Raw genomic sequence first — 16,106 nt, forward strand, 5'->3', positions numbered from 1 at the left:
TCCAGGCAATTCCGCATTTGGACCTCTATTTTTGCCTGGTTTTTAAACAAAAACGAGCCCTCCGGGGGCTCGTTTTTGCGTTTTGTGATTTACTGCACTGCCACAATACGATCGTCGTTGGCTTCCAGACGGATAACTTTGCCCGGAATCAGCTCCCCAGAGAGGATCTGCTGTGCCAGCGGGTTTTCGATCTGCTGCTGGATAGCACGTTTTAATGGACGCGCACCGTATACCGGATCGTAACCATTCTCGCTCAGCAGCTTCAGCGCATCGTCGGAAATGTGAATTTCATACCCACGCTCTTCCAGACGTTTATAGAGACGCTGCAGCTGAATCTGCGCAATCGAGGCAATGTGTTTCTCACCCAGAGGATGGAAGACCACCACTTCATCAATACGGTTGATGAACTCAGGACGGAAGTTATGGCTCACCACCCCGAGCACCAGGTCCTTCATATGGCTGTAGTCCAGTTCACCGAAACGTTCCTGAATCAAATCAGAACCCAGGTTCGAAGTCATGATGACAACCGTATTACGGAAGTCGACCGTTCTCCCCTGCCCGTCCGTCAGACGACCATCATCCAGTACCTGTAGCAGAATGTTGAACACATCCGGATGCGCTTTTTCCACCTCATCCAGCAGGATGACGGAATAAGGACGACGGCGCACTGCTTCCGTCAGGTAACCGCCTTCTTCATAACCAACATAACCAGGAGGCGCACCGACCAGACGTGAAACGGAGTGTTTTTCCATAAACTCGGACATATCGATACGCACCATCGCATCGTCACTGTCGAACATAAAGTTAGCCAGCGCTTTGCACAGTTCGGTTTTACCGACGCCGGTTGGCCCCAGGAACAGGAACGAACCAATCGGGCGATTCGGATCGGAAAGCCCTGCGCGACTACGACGGATAGCATTCGATACCGCTTCAACCGCCTCGTTCTGCCCAATCACACGATTATGGAGATCCTGTTCCATACGCAGCAGTTTTTCACGTTCGCCTTCAAGCATGCGCGCCACCGGAATCCCGGTCCAGCGAGCAAGCACTTCAGCAATTTCCGCATCCGTCACTTTATTACGTAACAGACGCATCGTTTTACCTTCCGATTGCGTCGCCATCTGAAGCTGTTTTTCCAGCTCAGGAATTTTGCCGTACTGCAGTTCAGACATGCGCGCCAGATCGCCCACACGACGCGCCTGCTCAATGGCAATTTTTGCCTGTTCAAGCTCAGCTTTGATTGTTTGAGTGCCAGACAGGGAAGCTTTCTCGGCTTTCCACTCTTCTTCTAACTCAGAATACTGGCGCTCTTTATCATCCAGCTCTTCATTAAGCATATCCAGACGCTTTTTACTCGCTTCATCAGACTCTTTTTTCAGCGCCTGCTGTTCCAGCTTGAGCTGAATGATCCGGCGATCGAGTCGGTCCAGCTCTTCTGGCTTAGAGTCAATCTGCATACGAATACTGGAGGCCGCTTCGTCGATAAGGTCGATCGCTTTGTCAGGCAGCTGTCGGTCGGCAATATAGCGATGCGACAAGGTAGCAGCCGCCACGATGGCCGGGTCAGTAATCTGCACATGGTGGTGCAGCTCATAACGCTCTTTCAGGCCACGCAGGATCGCGATGGTATCTTCCACTGACGGTTCAGCCACAAATACTTTCTGGAATCGACGTTCCAGAGCAGCATCTTTTTCAATGTACTGACGATACTCATCAAGCGTGGTGGCGCCCACGCAGTGCAGCTCGCCGCGAGCAAGAGCGGGTTTCAGCATGTTCCCGGCATCCATGGCACCATCGGCTTTACCTGCTCCCACCATCGTGTGCAGTTCGTCGATAAACAGAATGACGTTGCCTTCCTGTTTCGCCAGATCGTTGAGCACGCCTTTTAAGCGTTCTTCAAATTCGCCGCGGTATTTGGCCCCGGCCACCAGCGCGCCCATATCCAGTGCCAGTACACGGCGGCCTTTCAGACCCTCCGGCACTTCACCATTGACGATACGCTGGGCAAGCCCTTCCACAATAGCCGTTTTACCGACGCCCGGCTCACCAATCAGCACCGGGTTATTTTTGGTACGGCGCTGCAGGACCTGAATGGTACGGCGGATCTCTTCGTCACGGCCAATGACCGGGTCAAGCTTGCCCTGTTCCGCACGCTCAGTCAGGTCGACCGTATATTTTTTCAATGCCTGACGCTGATCTTCAGCACCCTGATCGTTCACGCTCTCACCTCCGCGCATTTGTGCAATCGCCTGCGTCACATTGGCGGTAGTTGCGCCAGCTGTTTTCAGCAGGTCGGTCAAGGTGCCACGTGATTCAAGCGCCGCCAGAACAAAGAGCTCTGACGAAATAAAGTTGTCGCCGCGTTTCTGCGCCAGTTTGTCGCACAGGTTTAATACGCGAACCAGATCCTGAGACGGCTGAACATCTCCGCCTGTGCCCTCTACCTGCGGTAAACGGCTCAGCGCCTGATCGATCGCTGTGCGTAACTGGCCCGCATTAATGCCGGCAGATGTCAATAAAGGACGTACCGATCCCCCTTCCTGATTCAGTAAGGCGCTCATTAAATGAAGAGGTTCGATAAACTGATTGTCGTGCCCCAGTGCGAGAGACTGGGCATCGGCGAGAGCAAGCTGGAATTTATTAGTAAGACGATCCAGACGCATAACTCCTCCCATAACAGGTCAAAATTGCTACTGGAGATTAAATGAGGTCATCCCTCAATTATTCAAGGTGAATGACCTGAATTATGCGAAAAGAAAACGGCGCGTACCGGATCGTCTTGATTCTATAGGTTATATCAGCCAAATGAAACTTGCCATACGCCCGGTAGTCTTGTCGCGGCGATAGGAAAAGAAATCATCGTTTTCGGTGAAGGTGCAGCGATCGCCGCCGTAGATCTGGCTGATACCGACGCGGGTCAGGCGCTGGCGGGCAAGCTGGTAAATGTCCGCCATATACTTATCCCCGGCCGGAAGAAAAGCGCTCTGCGCCTGCGGATCGTGCGCCATAAAAGCGTCACGCACCTCCGGCCCCACTTCAAAAGCCTGTGGGCCAATGGCCGGGCCAAGCCAGGCGATGATGTTATCCGCGCCGTCGGCAAAACAGGCGACGGTCTCTTCCAGTACGCCGGCGCACAATCCGCGCCAACCGGCATGGGCGGCGGCCACTTCCGTGCCCGCACGGTTGCAGAAAAGCACCGGCAGACAGTCAGCAGTCATGACGGCACAAACCGTGCCCGGAGTATTGCTGTAAGACGCATCGGCACGTTTCGAGGCATACGGTTCACCGGTGAGACGAAGCACAGCGGTACCATGTACCTGTTCAAGCCAGACCGGTTTTGACGGCAACTTGCCTGCCGCAAACAACCGCTTACGATTCTCTTCAACGTGATCGAGGTTATCGCCACAGTGAGCGCCCAGGTTCAATGATTCCCAGGCCCCCTCACTCACGCCGCCGATACGGGTTGAACTGCAGGCCGCCACACCTTCTGGCGCAGGCCACTCCGGGACAATCAGTTTGGTCATAACCAGTCCACGTCATCCTTATGTTCTTCAAAATCGGCACGCATCGCGTCGATAAGATCCACCATATCCTGTGGAATTGGCGCATGCCATTCCATCTCAATGCCGGTGATCGGATGGTAGAGACGTAGCATGGTTGCGTGCAGGGCCTGGCGGTCGAATTTACGCAGCATCGCGATAAATTCGTCAGACGCCCCTTTCGGTGGACGCGGACGACCACCGTACAGCTGATCGCCCACCAGCGGATGGGTGATATGGGACATATGCACACGGATCTGGTGCGTACGGCCCGTTTCCAGACGCAGACGCAGACGCGTATGAATGCGGAAATGCTCCATAATGCGGTAGTGCGTGACGGCCGGTTTACCCATCGGGTGAACGGACATGTGGGTACGCTTGGTCGGATGGCGACTGATAGGCTGCTCTACCGTGCCACCGGAGGTCATATGCCCAATAGCAACCGCTTCGTATTCACGGGTGATTTCACGCAGCTGCAGGGACTCCACCAGACGCGTCTGCGCCGGAATGGTCTTGGCAACGACCATCAGGCCGGTGGTGTCTTTATCCAGACGGTGAACGATCCCCGCACGCGGTACGTCCACAATAGGAGGATAGTAGTGCAGCAGGGCGTTCAGTACAGTGCCGTCAGGGTTACCTGCGCCAGGGTGTACAACCAGATCGCGCGGCTTGTTAATAACCAGGATGTCGTCATCTTCATAGACGATATTCAGCGGGATATCCTGAGGCTCAAAACGGACTTCTTCTTCGATATCAGCATTGATGGCGACCACTTCCCCACCCAACACTTTCTCTTTTGGCTTGTCCCAGATCTTGCCATTTACCAGCACGCGCTGGTCAAGAATCCATTCTTTTATGCGTGAACGCGAATAATCAGGGAACATTTCGGCCAAAGCCTGATCTAAGCGTTGTCCGAGCTGTTTTTCGGAGACTGTTGCGGTGAGTTCTACTCGTTGTGCCATAGACTGCTTCTTCGTTTAACGTTGGGTTTTACGGCTTTGCCGTTTAATATAGTGTGCTATTGTAGCTGGTCTTAATCGGGAGCAGGAAAGAGATTCTCCCGGACAAACATTTGAGGAAAGTCAAAACGTCATGACGCGCATGAAATATCTGGTGGCAGCGGCCACGTTGAGCCTGGCTTTGGTAGGCTGCTCCGGTTCGAATGAACAGGTCCCTGACAATCCGCCGAATGAAATCTATGCGACTGCTCAGCAAAAGCTGCAGGACGGTAACTGGAAACAGGCGATAACGCAACTGGAAGCGCTGGATAATCGCTATCCATTTGGCCCGTACTCCCAGCAGGTACAGTTGGATCTGATCTACGCCTACTATAAAAATGCCGATCTGCCACTGGCCCAGGCGACGATTGATCGCTTCATGCGTCTGAATCCGACCCATCCGAATATTGACTACGTGATGTATATGCGCGGCCTGACCAATATGGCGCTGGATGACAGCGCGCTGCAGGGCTTCTTTGGTGTGGATCGCTCCGACCGCGACCCGCAGCACGCCCGCGATGCGTTTAATGACTTCTCTAAACTGGTTCGCGGCTACCCGAACAGCCAGTACGTAACGGATGCCAGCAAACGTCTGGTGTTCCTGAAAGACCGTCTGGCGAAATACGAATACTCTGTGGCGGAATACTATACCCGTCGTGGTGCATACGTTGCCGTCGTGAACCGCGTCGAAGGCATGCTGCGTGATTATCCGGATACTCAGGCAACGCGTGATGGCCTGAAGCTGATGGAAAACGCCTATCGCCAGCTGCAGATGACCTCCCAGGCTGACAAAGTGGCGAAGATCATCGCCGCGAACAGCAGCAGCTCCTGATCGTCCAGTAGAATGCAAAACGGCAGCCTCAGGGCTGCCGTTTTTTTATCCATTTCCGCATCAAGCTGAACCGGTTTAGCCTGCACGAATCCTATCAACTATGGCCGCAATTTGTCGCTTCGACAAGGTAAATGTTACGTGTTCCTGTCCTGCCTCACAAAAAGAATCCGTTGACAAAAAGTGACATAAAAATGTGATTTACATCACACATTTTGACATTAGGAACGGTATGCTGGACTCACCAAGACGGGAAAGACAAGAGGTAAAATTTATGACAATGAACATTACCAGTAAACAAATGGAAATTACTCCGGCAATCCGCCAGCACGTCGCAGACCGTCTCGCCAAACTGGATAAATGGCAAACACACTTGATTAACCCACATATCATTCTCTCTAAGGAGCCACAGGGTTTCATCGCTGACGCAACTATCAATACTCCAAACGGCCATCTGGTCGCCAGCGCGAAACATGAGGATATGTACACCGCCATCAACGATTTGATTAACAAGCTGGAACGGCAGCTCAATAAAGTGCAACACAAAGGTGAAGCCCGTCGCGCCACAACATCGGTGAAAGACGCCAGCTTCGCAGAAGAAGTTGAAGATGAGTAATCCCTTACATTGAGTCTATCGCCAACGCGCCTTCGGGCGCGTTTTTTATTGACAGGGTGAAAACAGTACGGGTACTTTAAGTCTGTCTTCTGAAGGAATTTTCCATGACCATTAAACCGTTTTTCTTCGCATTCTTTTTTACCTTCCCCTGATTGGGAGGCGTTTCGTCGTGTGATAAAGAATGCGAAGACGAACAATAAGGCCTCCCACACCGGGGGGCCTTTTTTATTGATAACGATAAATGACAAAGGCAACGCTATGACACCGGAAAACCCGTTACTGGATCTGCGAGATAAGATCAGCGCTCTGGATGAAAAATTGCTTTCACTACTGGCCGAACGCCGTGCGCTGGCCGTTGAGGTCGGAAAAGCAAAGCTGGCTTCACATCGTCCGGTACGCGATATCGATCGGGAGCGCGACCTGCTGGAACGCCTGATTAACCTTGGTAAAACGCACCATCTGGATGCGCACTACATTACCCGTCTGTTCCAGCTGATTATCGAAGATTCCGTTCTCACCCAGCAGGCGTTGCTGCAGCAGCATCTGAACAAAACTAATCCGCACTCGGCGCGTATTGCCTTCCTGGGACCAAAAGGGTCCTATTCCCACCTCGCTGCACGTCAGTATGCTGCCCGTCACTTCGAAGAGTTTATTGAGAGCGGCTGCGCGAAGTTCGCCGATATTTTCAATCAGGTAGAAACCGGCCAGGCAGATTACGCTGTCGTGCCGATTGAGAACACCAGTTCCGGTGCCATCAACGACGTTTACGATCTGCTCCAGCACACTACGCTGTCGCTGGTCGGCGAGATGACGATCCCGATTGACCACTGCGTACTGGTTTCCGGAACGACTGACCTCGACAAGATCGAGACGGTCTACAGCCACCCACAACCTTTCCAGCAGTGCAGCCAGTTCCTGAACCGCTATCCGGGCTGGAAAATTGAATATACCGAAAGCACGTCAGCCGCGATGGAGAAGGTCGCACAGGCCAACTCCCCCACCGTTGCCGCGCTCGGCAGCGAAGCGGGCGGGGCGCTGTATGGCTTACAGGTGCTGGAGCGCAACCTGGCCAACCAGACGCAAAACATCACCCGTTTCATCGTGCTGGCGCGTAAAGCGATCAACGTCTCCGATCAGGTGCCGGCCAAAACCACCCTGCTGATGGCGACGGGCCAGCAGGCCGGTGCGCTGGTTGAGGCTCTGCTGGTACTGCGCAATCACAATCTGATTATGACCAAACTGGAATCGCGCCCTATTCATGGCAACCCGTGGGAAGAGATGTTCTATCTCGATATCCAGGCCAACCTGGAGTCTGCGTCCCTGCAGAAAGCCCTGCGTGAACTGGGTGAGATCACCCGTTCCATGAAGGTGCTGGGATGCTATCCGAGCGAAAACGTCGTCCCGGTCGATCCGGCTTAACGCGCGATAAATGGGCCTTTTTTCACTCCTGCCACGCTGACGGGCAGGGTGAAAATGGCGCCGGAAAGAGGATATGCCGCCACCTCCTGTGCATTCATGTTCTCACGGGTAGTGGTAATAAACAGCGTATGCATATCATCGCCCCCGAAACAGACCATTGTCGGACAGCGCACCGGCAACCGGTACTCTTCCAGCTGTTCGCCCTGCGGTGAAAAACGGGCGATCCGCCAGCCGTCAAACAGCGCGCTCCAGTAACAGCCCTCCACATCCACCGCCGCGCCGTCCGGGATCCCCTCCCCCGGCTGGAACCGGCGAAAGACTTCCCGTTTACCCGGTTCGCCCTGCTCATCCAGCGGCGTACGGTAGATCACCGCATTGGGCGTGTCTGAGGTGTACATCCAGCGCCGGTCATCGCTAAAGGCCAGCCCGTTATGGCCGTGGATATCACACTGGATCACCTCCGGCGTCAGGTCGTTATCGATACGCATCAGCAAGGCGCCGTTATAGTCCCCCGGTGCCCAGAATGTGCCCGCGTAAAAGCGGCCGAAATGATCGGTTCCCCCGTCATTAAAGCGTGCCAGCTGCGGGTTCGACGGATTATCACAAACTTTTCGTTGTAGCAGCCCATGCTTATCCGCCAGCCAGATGCCCGTGCGCATGGCGACAATAAAGCCCCCATCCTGACGCAGCGCGAAGCACCCCACCTCTTCATGGAAGGATAAAACGCTGTGTTCACCCGTCGGCAGATGGTAGCGGTGGATCTCGCCTTCCAGAATATCCGCCCAGTAGAGCGCGCTTTCTGCTTCGCTCCAGGTGGGGCACTCTGGTAAGTGCCCCGTATAGTCAAACAAAACGCGTGGTTCAGCCATGACAGTTCCCCAAAATAAAAAAAGCCAGCAGTGCTGGCTTTCAGTATATACATCATCAGATTACTGGCGACTGTCATTCGCCTGTCGGAGCAAAATGCGGCTCTCGCTCTGGAAACGCTGGGCGTAATCGCCAAACCAGTGCTCGACCTTGCGGAAGCTGTCGATAAAGGCCTGCTTATCGCCCTGCTCCAGCAGCGTAATCGCCTCACCAAAACGCTGGTAGTAACGTTTGATCAGCGCCAGGTTATTGCCCGAGGACATAATGATATCCGCATAGAGCTGCGGATCCTGGGCAAACAGTCGTCCGACCATCGCCAGTTCAAGACGATAGATAGGAGACGACAGCGACAGCAGCTGCTCAAGCTGAACGTTCTCTTCCGCCAGGTGCAGGCCATACGCGAAGGTTGCGAAGTGACGCAGCGCCTGGATAAAGGCCATGTTCTGGTCATGCTCGACGGCACTGATCCGGTGCAGTCGTGCGCCCCATACCTGAATCTGCTCCAGGAACCACTGGTACGCTTCTGGCTGGCGGCCATCACAATAGACGACTACCTGCTTCGCCAGACTGCCGCTGTCCGGGCCGAACATCGGGTGCAGCCCCAGCACCGGACCACGGTGTGCGGCAAGCATCGCCTGCAATGGACCATTTTTTACCGAGGCGAGATCGACCAGAATACAGTCATCCGGCAGCGGTGGCAGTCGGGCAATAATCTCTTCGGTGATGTGGATCGGTACGCTGACAATGACCATACCCGCATCGGCCACCATCGCCTGCGCCCGGGTCCAGTCCTCTTTTTCAAGGATGCGGACCTGGTAGCCTGAGAGCGTGAGCATCTTCTCGAAGAGACGCCCCATCTGCCCGCCGCCACCGACAATGACCACCGGGCGCAGCGTCGGACAAAGGGTTTTAAATCCCTTGTCGTTTTCGCTGGAATACGACTCGCGCATCACCCGGCGCAGTACATCTTCTATCAGGTCCGGCGAGACGCCCAGCGCCTGCGCCTCTTTGCGCCGGGAGGCCAGCATGGAGGCTTCGCGCTCCGGCACGTAAATCGGCAAGCCATATTTACTTTTGACTTCACCTACCTCGGCGACCAGCGCCATGCGGCGCGCCAGCAAATCCAGTAGCGCCTTATCTACCTCATCAATTTGATCGCGCAGGGCGGTCAATTCAGCAACCATAACAAACCTCTTAAGCCAGACGCGTCGCCAGCTGGCCGTTCAAATCTTTGTGGATCTCACGCAGCAGCGCATCGGTGGTTTCCCAGCTGATGCAGGCATCCGTAACAGATACCCCGTATTTCATGGTGCTGCGCGGCTGCTCAGATGACTGATTGCCTTCATGGATGTGGCTTTCAATCATCAGGCCAATAATCGAACGGTTGCCATCTTTGATCTGCGCGACGACGGATTCCGCCACCGCAGGCTGACGACGGTAATCTTTATTGGAATTACCATGACTGCAATCTACCATCAGCGCCGGGCGCAGTCCTGCCTGTTCCATCTCTTTTTCACACTGCGCCACATCTGCCGGGCTGTAGTTAGGCGCTTTGCCGCCGCGCAGGATAACGTGTCCGTCCGGGTTGCCCTGGGTCTGCAGCAGGCAAACCTGGCCCGCCTGGTTGATGCCGACAAAACGGTGCGGCATGGCAGCGGCACGCATAGCGTTGATGGCTGTGGCCAGGCTGCCGTCTGTTCCATTTTTGAAACCGACCGGCATGGAGAGGCCAGAAGCCATTTCACGGTGCGTCTGAGACTCGGTCGTACGCGCCCCGATTGCCGACCAGCTAAAGAGATCGCCCAGGTATTGTGGGCTGTTCGGATCCAGCGCTTCTGTCGCCAGCGGCAGCCCCATGTTCACCAGCTCCACCAGAAGATTACGCGCAATCTTCAGACCGGCTTCCACATCAAACGAGCCATCCATGTGCGGATCGTTAATCAACCCTTTCCAGCCGACAGTGGTACGAGGTTTTTCAAAATAGACGCGCATGACCAGGTAGAGGCTATCGCTGACCTCCTCGGCCAGAGCTTTAAAACGATGGGCATATTCGATGGCAGCTTCAGGATCATGAATAGAGCACGGACCACATACCACCAGCAGACGCGGATCGCGCCCGGCGATGATGTCGGAAATGGTCTTGCGGGAGTGCGCGATTTGCGCCTCCTGCTCAACGCTCAGCGGAAATTCCGCTTTCAGTTGATCCGGAGTAATCAAAACATGTTCATCAGTAATATGTACGTTATTCAGCGCGTCTTTTTGCATGATTGCGGTCCTGGAAGCTCGTTTGCGATAGTGGTTTCCTCACTGAGGAAGCCCAACGATATCACATCAAGTAAAGATTTCAATCCAAAATGCGTAAATAATAGTTTACAACACCTCTTTTCAAGCAAAAAATATCTGATTAAGGTGTAACGTAAAAATTACAGATAGATTCTTATCGCCAGGCTATGCTCAATGGAAAAAGGAGAATGCCTTATGCGCCTGACCGTTATCCCGCTTTTGGGTCTGCTATTAACCGCTTGTCAGATTGATCCTTACACTCATCAGCCTCACTGGACCGGCACCGACTGGTATGGTGCGGGGAAAGAAGACGCGATGGACGGCGTGGCCGTAAAATCCCGTGAAACGCTTGCCGCTAATTTTAATGACCCTAAGGTGGACCGCCCGGCCTATCTCAAAGGATATAAAGAGGGACAAAAGAAAATATGCGAGGAAAATTTTGTTTACGCCTGGGGATTAGCCGGTCGAATATTCCCCGCCAGCTGTGATACCGCTGAAAACGCCACTCAGCTCCGCACCGCCTGGCAGCAGGGTATGGATGAAGGTACAAAAGCCAGCCGTTTGAATTAATAACCTCGATAGCTCCTTTTTAAATTAAGGAGCCAGGATTTTACTTAAGCTCCTTAATATCAGCGCGACGTAATGACGATCCGGGTAAAAAATGGTATTATTGCGGCAAAACTAAAGGGCTAATATTCCCAGAGTGGTATGGCGGATTCTGGTGGGTAACTATTTTCTCATTTCCGGTTGTCGGGTAGCGCTGGTAGTGATGCTGTTAATATCCTGCGGACACGCTATTGGCGGAACATTATCCAGAACGGATAAATCGGTACGTTCAATTGTCTCCGGGATCGTCAGTTATACCCGCTGGCCCACCCTCTCTGGCCAGCCAACCCTGTGCATTTTTGCCTCTTCCCGCTACGTTGAGGCGCTCAGTATCGATGGCCCGGACACGCTGCCCTATATCCCCGTCATTATCCATAGCGATCAAGAGGCACTGAGTGCAGGATGCCATGCGCTCTATTTTGGCAGTGAGCCTCCCCACGCCCAACTTGAATTAAGCACAGCATTTAATGCCAGACCGTTACTCCTCATTGCGGAGCAAAATTCGCAGTGTCTTACAGGCAGCGCTTTTTGCCTGATAATAGACGATAGACAGGTCAGATTTTCCGTCAATATGAATGTGCTGTCGCGCAGCGGAGTCCGGGTTAGTCCTGATGTGTTAATGCTTGCATGGAATACAAAGCATGAATAAGGAATTTACATCAGCGCCGCGTCCAACGTTCAAAAGAACCCTCAGGCGCATCAGTATAATTAGTGTTCTCATTACCATGACGCTGGTCTGGTTATTATTGTCTATTGCTTCGGTATTCACACTGAAACAGTACGCGCAACGAAACCTTGAATTAACCAGCGCCACGGTAAGTCGCAGCCTGGAGGCGACGCTGGTCTTTAATGATACCGCCGCCGCTCACGAAGCGCTGGCCACACTCGGCAAACAGGGGCAATTTTCGTCAGCAATATTGCTGGACCGCCACGATAACCCTTTTGCGGCGTGGTCAATGGAGCCAGACGTGCAGGCGGATCCCCTGAGTCAACTGGTCAGCCAATGGTTATTCCCCCAGCCCATCAGACAGCGCGTCTGGCACAACAACCTGCCGATTGGTGAGTTACGCCTTACCGCACGTGACAGCCTTATTAGTCACTTTCTCTGGACGTCTCTGGCCGTGTTAACCGGTTGCATCCTGTTTGCCTCCCTGGTGGCGTTAGCGATAACCCGCACCCTGCACAATGGCGTGGTCACCGCCCTGCAAAACATTACCGAGGTGGTGCATGATGTCCGTACGAACCGGAATTTCTCCCGCCGGGTGCCAGAGGAGCGTATTGATGAATTTCATCGTTTCGGTCAGGACTTCAACAGCCTGCTGGATGAAATGGAGGAGTGGCAGCGCAAACTACAGGCGAAAAATGCCCAGCTGCTGCGCACTGCCATGCACGACCCGCTCACCGGGCTGGCGAATCGGGCCGCTTTTCGTACCCGCATCTCGGCCCTGATGAGTGACGCCTCCTCGCGGGCTAACGCCGCCCTGCTCTTCCTGGATTGCGATGACTTCAAGCTGATTAACGATACCTGGGGGCACGCCGCGGGCGACGATGTGCTGATTGAAGTGGCCCGCCGCATGGTCGAATTCAGCGGCGGGCGTCATCAGCCCTATCGTCTGGGCGGGGATGAATTTGCCATCATTCTGTATGGCGTCCACTCGGAGTACGAGGTTCTGCGCCTTTGCGCTGCGCTGACGCAGCAGTTCAGCCCCTCATATGAGCTGCAAAACGGACTCAGCACCAGAATGTCGCTCAGCATTGGCTTCGCGCTGAGCTGGGAACACCATTCCGTTGAAGCGTTGCTCGATCAAGCCGACCGGAATATGTATCTGGTGAAGCATCAGCGTCCTAGAAATTCCGCGTAGAAGACAACGCCGCTGATGTCCCGCGCCAGCGCAGCCAGTCAACGATGACGAACAGCGCCAGGCTGCATCCCATTACTGGCATCGCCAGCCCCAGTAAAAAGGCGATAGCGAAAGAGAGCACGCGCCCCCACAGCGGCAACGCCAGCCAGCTCTGACACAGCGTCTGCGCCGGATTGGTTGCCGTCTGGCGGGGTCTTCGCATCCACCACATCCGGTATCCCCAGACGATCATCACACACAGCGCGAGGCCAAAAGCGATCAGCACCAGCTGGTTTGGCAGGCCAAACAGCACCCCCATATGGAAATCCACACCCCAGCGGGTCAGTTTGGCCATCAGCGGGAAATCCGCAAAGCGGGTCCGATCGATCACCGTCAGGGTCGCCGGGTCAACAGCCACCGCGTCCACCTGCGTCGGCCAGCCGCGATCGATCTCCGTTACCGTCCACGCCGTGGTAGCGCTTTTCGCCGGGCGGATCTCCAGCTTCGTGGCATCAATACCTGCTGCATAAGCCGCGTTCATTACGCCGTCATACAATGCCAGGTCAGGCTTCATCTGCGGCATGGGCATCGACATGTGGTGGCCATGATGATCGGCATGCGGATCGGCGACCTCCGCCGGACCGTGCAGCTGCGTATTCACCTGCGGCGTGAGCCAGTTCAGCTGCGCACGCAGTTTATCCACGTTGCCGCCCGCCCACTGGGACCAGGTCAGGCCGGTAGCCGAGAACAACAGCATGCCCAGCAGCAGACACCAGCCGAGGGAGACGTGTAGCCGACGGTGGTTCTGGAAGCGGTTATTGATGCGCCGTTTTGGCCGGGTATAGAACCACAGCGCGATCCCTCCCAGCGCAGCGATCCACATCCATGACGCGGCCAGCTCGCTGTAGATACGCCCGATATCGCCCAGCAGTAATGACCGATGCAGATAATCAATCTTCTGGCGTAACGGCAGGATACCGCTGGTGCCATAGACGGTCATATCGCCGCGCACCGCCAGGCTGACCGGGTCGATAAAGATGGCCCGGTTCTCAGAGGCGTTCAGCGCCGGGTCGGCATACATCACCCGGGTGGTCTCACCTGCAACCAGGCCCGGACGTACCGCATGCAGAGGTAGCCCTCCGCCGGTGACCTTTTCTGCGACCGCGATCTGTTCAGCAAGGGGACGCGCTTCTCCCTCGGTCTCGCTGAACAGGGCATGATGATAAAGCGCATTTTCCAGCTGCGGCGTAGCGACATAGAGCGTACCCGAGAGCGCAGCGATGAAGATAAACGGCCCGACAAACAGACCAATATAGAAGTGAAGACGACGCAGCAGGTTGCCCCAGGCTGCGCGCGAAGTGCAGGTAGTCATGCTTTCCCTTTTTCAGGCAATAGATTATCGGTACACCAGGGTGTACGTTTTATTTAAATGGAATAAGCAGACAGGTGCGGCGGTGCGCGGGTATCGGGGCAGAGCCAGGGGAAGAAGTGCCAGTGGCGAACAGAGGGGCGCGGCGGCGTCAGGCGCTGCCTGAGTAATACCGCGCACAGCAGCATCACCAGCGCCAGAATCACACCCGGCACGTGGGCCAACAGTACGCAGTAACCGCAGGCTTCGGCATGGTCAACCGGCATGCTTTCGGGCGGGGCATGGTGCTCTGCCATCATGCTCATGTCATGGTGCATGCCGGGCATCGCGCTCATGGGATCTTTTTGCAACGAGACAGAGACCAGCGGCGCAAAGACGATCATCAGGATCGCAAATAACGCGAGACCTGCCGCGATACGTTGCCATTTTGTCTGATGCTGTTGAGTCGTCACTTACCCTCCGTTAGAGCAGGGGCATTGTAAACGATTTATGACGAAGAAGTTAATGCGCAGGGCACAGAGAGATAAAAAAAGGGCCGGCCATTCGGCCAGCCCTTTTTACAGGATGTCGCACAAGCGAATCTTAGTTCAGACGCTCTTTAATACGAGCAGACTTACCAGTACGCTCACGCAGGTAGTACAGTTTAGCTTTACGTACAGCACCACGACGTTTAACAGCAATGCTGTCAACTACCGGAGAGTGAGTCTGGAAGACACGCTCAACGCCTTCGCCGTTGGAAATTTTACGAACAGTGAATGCAGAGTGCAGACCGCGGTTACGGATAGCGATAACCACGCCCTCAAATGCCTGCAGACGTTTTTTGGAACCTTCAACAACCCATACTTTCACTTCCACGGTATCACCCGGACGGAAGGAAGGTACGTCCTGCTTCATCTGCTCTTGTTCAAGTTGCTTAATAATGTTGCTCATAATTTAATCTCTTATCCTGGGTAAACTGATATTTGGGGGCCTCAGGCCATCCCATCATGTTTCTGCTGCTGGTGCGCGTGTTCAGTTTTGAACTCGGCCAGCAACTTTGCTTGCTCTTCAGTCAGAGCCAGGTTTTCCAGAAGTTCAGGTCTTCTAAGCCAGGTACGGCCCAGCGACTGCTTCAGGCGCCAGCGACGAATCTCGGCATGGTTTCCCGACAGTAATACTGGCGGTACCTCCATCCCTTCTAACACTTCAGGACGGGTATAGTGTGGACAGTCCAGCAATCCATCAGCAAAAGAGTCTTCTGTTGCTGAAGCTTCATGGCCCAGAACCCCCGGAATAAACCGGGAAACCGAGTCAATCAGCGTCATTGCCGGTAACTCACCACCGCTGAGAACGTAATCGCCGATAGACCATTCTTCGTCAATCTCGGTTTGAATTACGCGCTCATCTATCCCTTCGTAGCGACCACACACCAGAATCAGTTTCTGATTCGTTGCCAGTTCGCTGACGCCCGCTTGATCAAGCTTGCGTCCCTGAGGTGACAGATAAATCACCTTTGCGCCTTCACCTGCCGCGGCTTTTGCTGCTGCGATGGCATCCCGCAAGGGTTGAACCATCATGAGCATCCCCGGTCCGCCGCCGTAAGGACGATCATCCACGGTACGGTGCCGGTCATGCGTGAAGTCACGTGGACTCCAGCTTTCGATGCTCAGCAGGCCATTTTTTACTGCCCGGCCAGTTACCCCGTAATCAGTAATCGCGCGGAACATTTCAGGAAACAGGCTAATAATGCCAATCCACAT

17 protein-coding genes and 1 other annotated feature are annotated in these 16,106 nt (G+C 54.5%); of the genes, 7 read left to right on the forward strand and 10 right to left on the reverse strand.

Annotation, left to right across the window (positions count from 1 at the left end):
• Nucleotides 1-89: 89 nt before the first annotated feature.
• The 3 genes from clpB to rluD form a co-directional block, all read right to left on the reverse strand.
• Nucleotides 90-2,663: an ATP-dependent chaperone ClpB gene (gene clpB / locus GNG29_RS17010; protein ID WP_103180772.1), complete on the reverse strand. Its 2,574-nt coding sequence runs from the start codon at nt 2,661-2,663 to the stop codon at nt 90-92.
• Between the two features lie 129 nt (nt 2,664-2,792).
• Complete coding sequence (yfiH, locus tag GNG29_RS17015) at nt 2,793-3,524, reverse strand: purine nucleoside phosphorylase YfiH (protein ID WP_156655044.1); 732 nt, start codon at nt 3,522-3,524, stop codon at nt 2,793-2,795.
• Entirely contained in the window at nt 3,521-4,501 is a 981-nt protein-coding gene (gene rluD / locus GNG29_RS17020; RefSeq protein WP_103180774.1) for a 23S rRNA pseudouridine(1911/1915/1917) synthase RluD, read from the reverse strand. Before rluD ends, yfiH begins: the two co-directional genes overlap by 4 nt.
• Before the next feature lie 130 nt (nt 4,502-4,631).
• On the opposite strand from rluD, the gene bamD reads away from it, so the two are divergent.
• From bamD to pheA, 4 genes are all read left to right on the forward strand, one after another.
• Complete coding sequence (gene bamD, locus GNG29_RS17025) at nt 4,632-5,369, forward strand: outer membrane protein assembly factor BamD (protein WP_103180775.1); 738 nt, start codon at nt 4,632-4,634, stop codon at nt 5,367-5,369.
• Between the two features lie 271 nt (nt 5,370-5,640).
• Complete coding sequence (gene raiA, locus GNG29_RS17030) at nt 5,641-5,982, forward strand: ribosome-associated translation inhibitor RaiA (protein ID WP_032613238.1); 342 nt, start codon at nt 5,641-5,643, stop codon at nt 5,980-5,982.
• A 103-nt stretch (nt 5,983-6,085) separates the two neighbouring features.
• Nucleotides 6,086-6,211, forward strand: a sequence feature (Phe leader region).
• On the forward strand, nt 6,087-6,134 hold the full coding sequence (locus GNG29_RS23225) for a hypothetical protein (protein ID WP_193312005.1): 48 nt from the start codon (nt 6,087-6,089) through the stop codon (nt 6,132-6,134). Its footprint overlaps the feature before it by 48 nt.
• 29 nt (nt 6,212-6,240) lie before the next feature.
• Nucleotides 6,241-7,401 (forward strand): bifunctional chorismate mutase/prephenate dehydratase, encoded by a 1,161-nt coding sequence (pheA, locus tag GNG29_RS17035; protein WP_103180776.1) that lies wholly within the window; start codon nt 6,241-6,243, stop codon nt 7,399-7,401.
• On the opposite strand, the gene GNG29_RS17040 is transcribed toward pheA, so the two are convergent.
• From GNG29_RS17040 to aroF, 3 genes are read right to left on the reverse strand one after another with little or no spacing between them, the layout of a single operon-like run.
• Entirely contained in the window at nt 7,398-8,270 is an 873-nt protein-coding gene (locus tag GNG29_RS17040; protein ID WP_156655045.1) for an SMP-30/gluconolactonase/LRE family protein, read from the reverse strand. The two genes, pheA and GNG29_RS17040, sit on opposite strands and share 4 nt — an antisense overlap.
• Nucleotides 8,271-8,330: 60 nt before the next feature.
• On the reverse strand, nt 8,331-9,452 hold the full coding sequence (gene tyrA, locus GNG29_RS17045) for a bifunctional chorismate mutase/prephenate dehydrogenase (RefSeq protein WP_103180778.1): 1,122 nt from the start codon (nt 9,450-9,452) through the stop codon (nt 8,331-8,333).
• 10 nt (nt 9,453-9,462) lie between these two features.
• Nucleotides 9,463-10,533: a 3-deoxy-7-phosphoheptulonate synthase AroF gene (gene aroF, locus GNG29_RS17050; protein ID WP_103180779.1), complete on the reverse strand. Its 1,071-nt coding sequence runs from the start codon at nt 10,531-10,533 to the stop codon at nt 9,463-9,465.
• Between the two features lie 213 nt (nt 10,534-10,746).
• On the opposite strand from aroF, the gene GNG29_RS17055 reads away from it, so the two are divergent.
• The 3 genes from GNG29_RS17055 to dgcN all read left to right on the forward strand — a co-directional run bounded on the left by GNG29_RS17055 (nt 10,747) and on the right by dgcN (nt 13,019).
• Nucleotides 10,747-11,121: a DUF2799 domain-containing protein gene (locus tag GNG29_RS17055; RefSeq protein WP_156655508.1), complete on the forward strand. Its 375-nt coding sequence runs from the start codon at nt 10,747-10,749 to the stop codon at nt 11,119-11,121.
• Between the two features lie 199 nt (nt 11,122-11,320).
• Nucleotides 11,321-11,806 (forward strand): YfiR family protein, encoded by a 486-nt coding sequence (locus tag GNG29_RS17060; RefSeq protein ID WP_103180781.1) that lies wholly within the window; start codon nt 11,321-11,323, stop codon nt 11,804-11,806.
• On the forward strand, nt 11,799-13,019 hold the full coding sequence (dgcN, locus tag GNG29_RS17065; RefSeq protein WP_156655046.1) for a diguanylate cyclase DgcN: 1,221 nt from the start codon (nt 11,799-11,801) through the stop codon (nt 13,017-13,019). The genes GNG29_RS17060 and dgcN overlap by 8 nt, the downstream gene beginning before the upstream one ends.
• Here dgcN and GNG29_RS17070 read toward each other — a convergent pair.
• The 4 genes from GNG29_RS17070 to trmD form a co-directional block, all read right to left on the reverse strand.
• Nucleotides 13,003-14,370, reverse strand: coding sequence for a PepSY domain-containing protein (locus tag GNG29_RS17070; RefSeq protein WP_156655047.1), 1,368 nt, complete (start codon nt 14,368-14,370; stop codon nt 13,003-13,005). The genes dgcN and GNG29_RS17070 overlap by 17 nt on opposite strands.
• Before the next feature lie 53 nt (nt 14,371-14,423).
• Nucleotides 14,424-14,819 (reverse strand): DUF2946 domain-containing protein, encoded by a 396-nt coding sequence (locus GNG29_RS17075; RefSeq protein WP_255410827.1) that lies wholly within the window; start codon nt 14,817-14,819, stop codon nt 14,424-14,426.
• A gap of 130 nt (nt 14,820-14,949) precedes the next feature.
• The gene (rplS, locus tag GNG29_RS17080) at nt 14,950-15,297 is read right to left on the reverse strand and encodes a 50S ribosomal protein L19 (RefSeq protein WP_002914145.1); all 348 of its coding nucleotides are present in this window, start codon (nt 15,295-15,297) and stop codon (nt 14,950-14,952) included.
• A 41-nt stretch (nt 15,298-15,338) separates the two neighbouring features.
• On the reverse strand, nt 15,339-16,106 hold the full coding sequence (gene trmD, locus GNG29_RS17085; RefSeq protein WP_103180784.1) for a tRNA (guanosine(37)-N1)-methyltransferase TrmD: 768 nt from the start codon (nt 16,104-16,106) through the stop codon (nt 15,339-15,341).

This window comes from Leclercia sp. Colony189 (assembly GCF_009740165.1).
Classification (GTDB): Bacteria; Pseudomonadota; Gammaproteobacteria; order Enterobacterales; family Enterobacteriaceae; genus Enterobacter.

What these genes read in the sequence shown, in the direction of transcription:
- clpB (WP_103180772.1), bottom strand. Translation starts at nt 2,663, where the DNA reads ATGCGTCTGGATCGTCTTACTAATAAATTCCAGCTTGCTCTCGCCGAT.
- yfiH (WP_156655044.1), bottom strand. Translation starts at nt 3,524, where the DNA reads ATGACCAAACTGATTGTCCCGGAGTGGCCTGCGCCAGAAGGTGTGGCG.
- rluD (WP_103180774.1), bottom strand. Translation starts at nt 4,501, where the DNA reads ATGGCACAACGAGTAGAACTCACCGCAACAGTCTCCGAAAAACAGCTC.
- bamD (WP_103180775.1), top strand. Translation starts at nt 4,632, where the DNA reads ATGACGCGCATGAAATATCTGGTGGCAGCGGCCACGTTGAGCCTGGCT.
- raiA (WP_032613238.1), top strand. Translation starts at nt 5,641, where the DNA reads ATGACAATGAACATTACCAGTAAACAAATGGAAATTACTCCGGCAATC.
- pheA (WP_103180776.1), top strand. Translation starts at nt 6,241, where the DNA reads ATGACACCGGAAAACCCGTTACTGGATCTGCGAGATAAGATCAGCGCT.
- GNG29_RS17040 (WP_156655045.1), bottom strand. Translation starts at nt 8,270, where the DNA reads ATGGCTGAACCACGCGTTTTGTTTGACTATACGGGGCACTTACCAGAG.
- tyrA (WP_103180778.1), bottom strand. Translation starts at nt 9,452, where the DNA reads ATGGTTGCTGAATTGACCGCCCTGCGCGATCAAATTGATGAGGTAGAT.
- aroF (WP_103180779.1), bottom strand. Translation starts at nt 10,533, where the DNA reads ATGCAAAAAGACGCGCTGAATAACGTACATATTACTGATGAACATGTT.
- GNG29_RS17055 (WP_156655508.1), top strand. Translation starts at nt 10,747, where the DNA reads ATGCGCCTGACCGTTATCCCGCTTTTGGGTCTGCTATTAACCGCTTGT.
- GNG29_RS17060 (WP_103180781.1), top strand. Translation starts at nt 11,321, where the DNA reads ATGCTGTTAATATCCTGCGGACACGCTATTGGCGGAACATTATCCAGA.
- dgcN (WP_156655046.1), top strand. Translation starts at nt 11,799, where the DNA reads ATGAATAAGGAATTTACATCAGCGCCGCGTCCAACGTTCAAAAGAACC.
- GNG29_RS17070 (WP_156655047.1), bottom strand. Translation starts at nt 14,370, where the DNA reads ATGACTACCTGCACTTCGCGCGCAGCCTGGGGCAACCTGCTGCGTCGT.
- rplS (WP_002914145.1), bottom strand. Translation starts at nt 15,297, where the DNA reads ATGAGCAACATTATTAAGCAACTTGAACAAGAGCAGATGAAGCAGGAC.
- trmD (WP_103180784.1), bottom strand. Translation starts at nt 16,106, where the DNA reads ATGTGGATTGGCATTATTAGCCTGTTTCCTGAAATGTTCCGCGCGATT.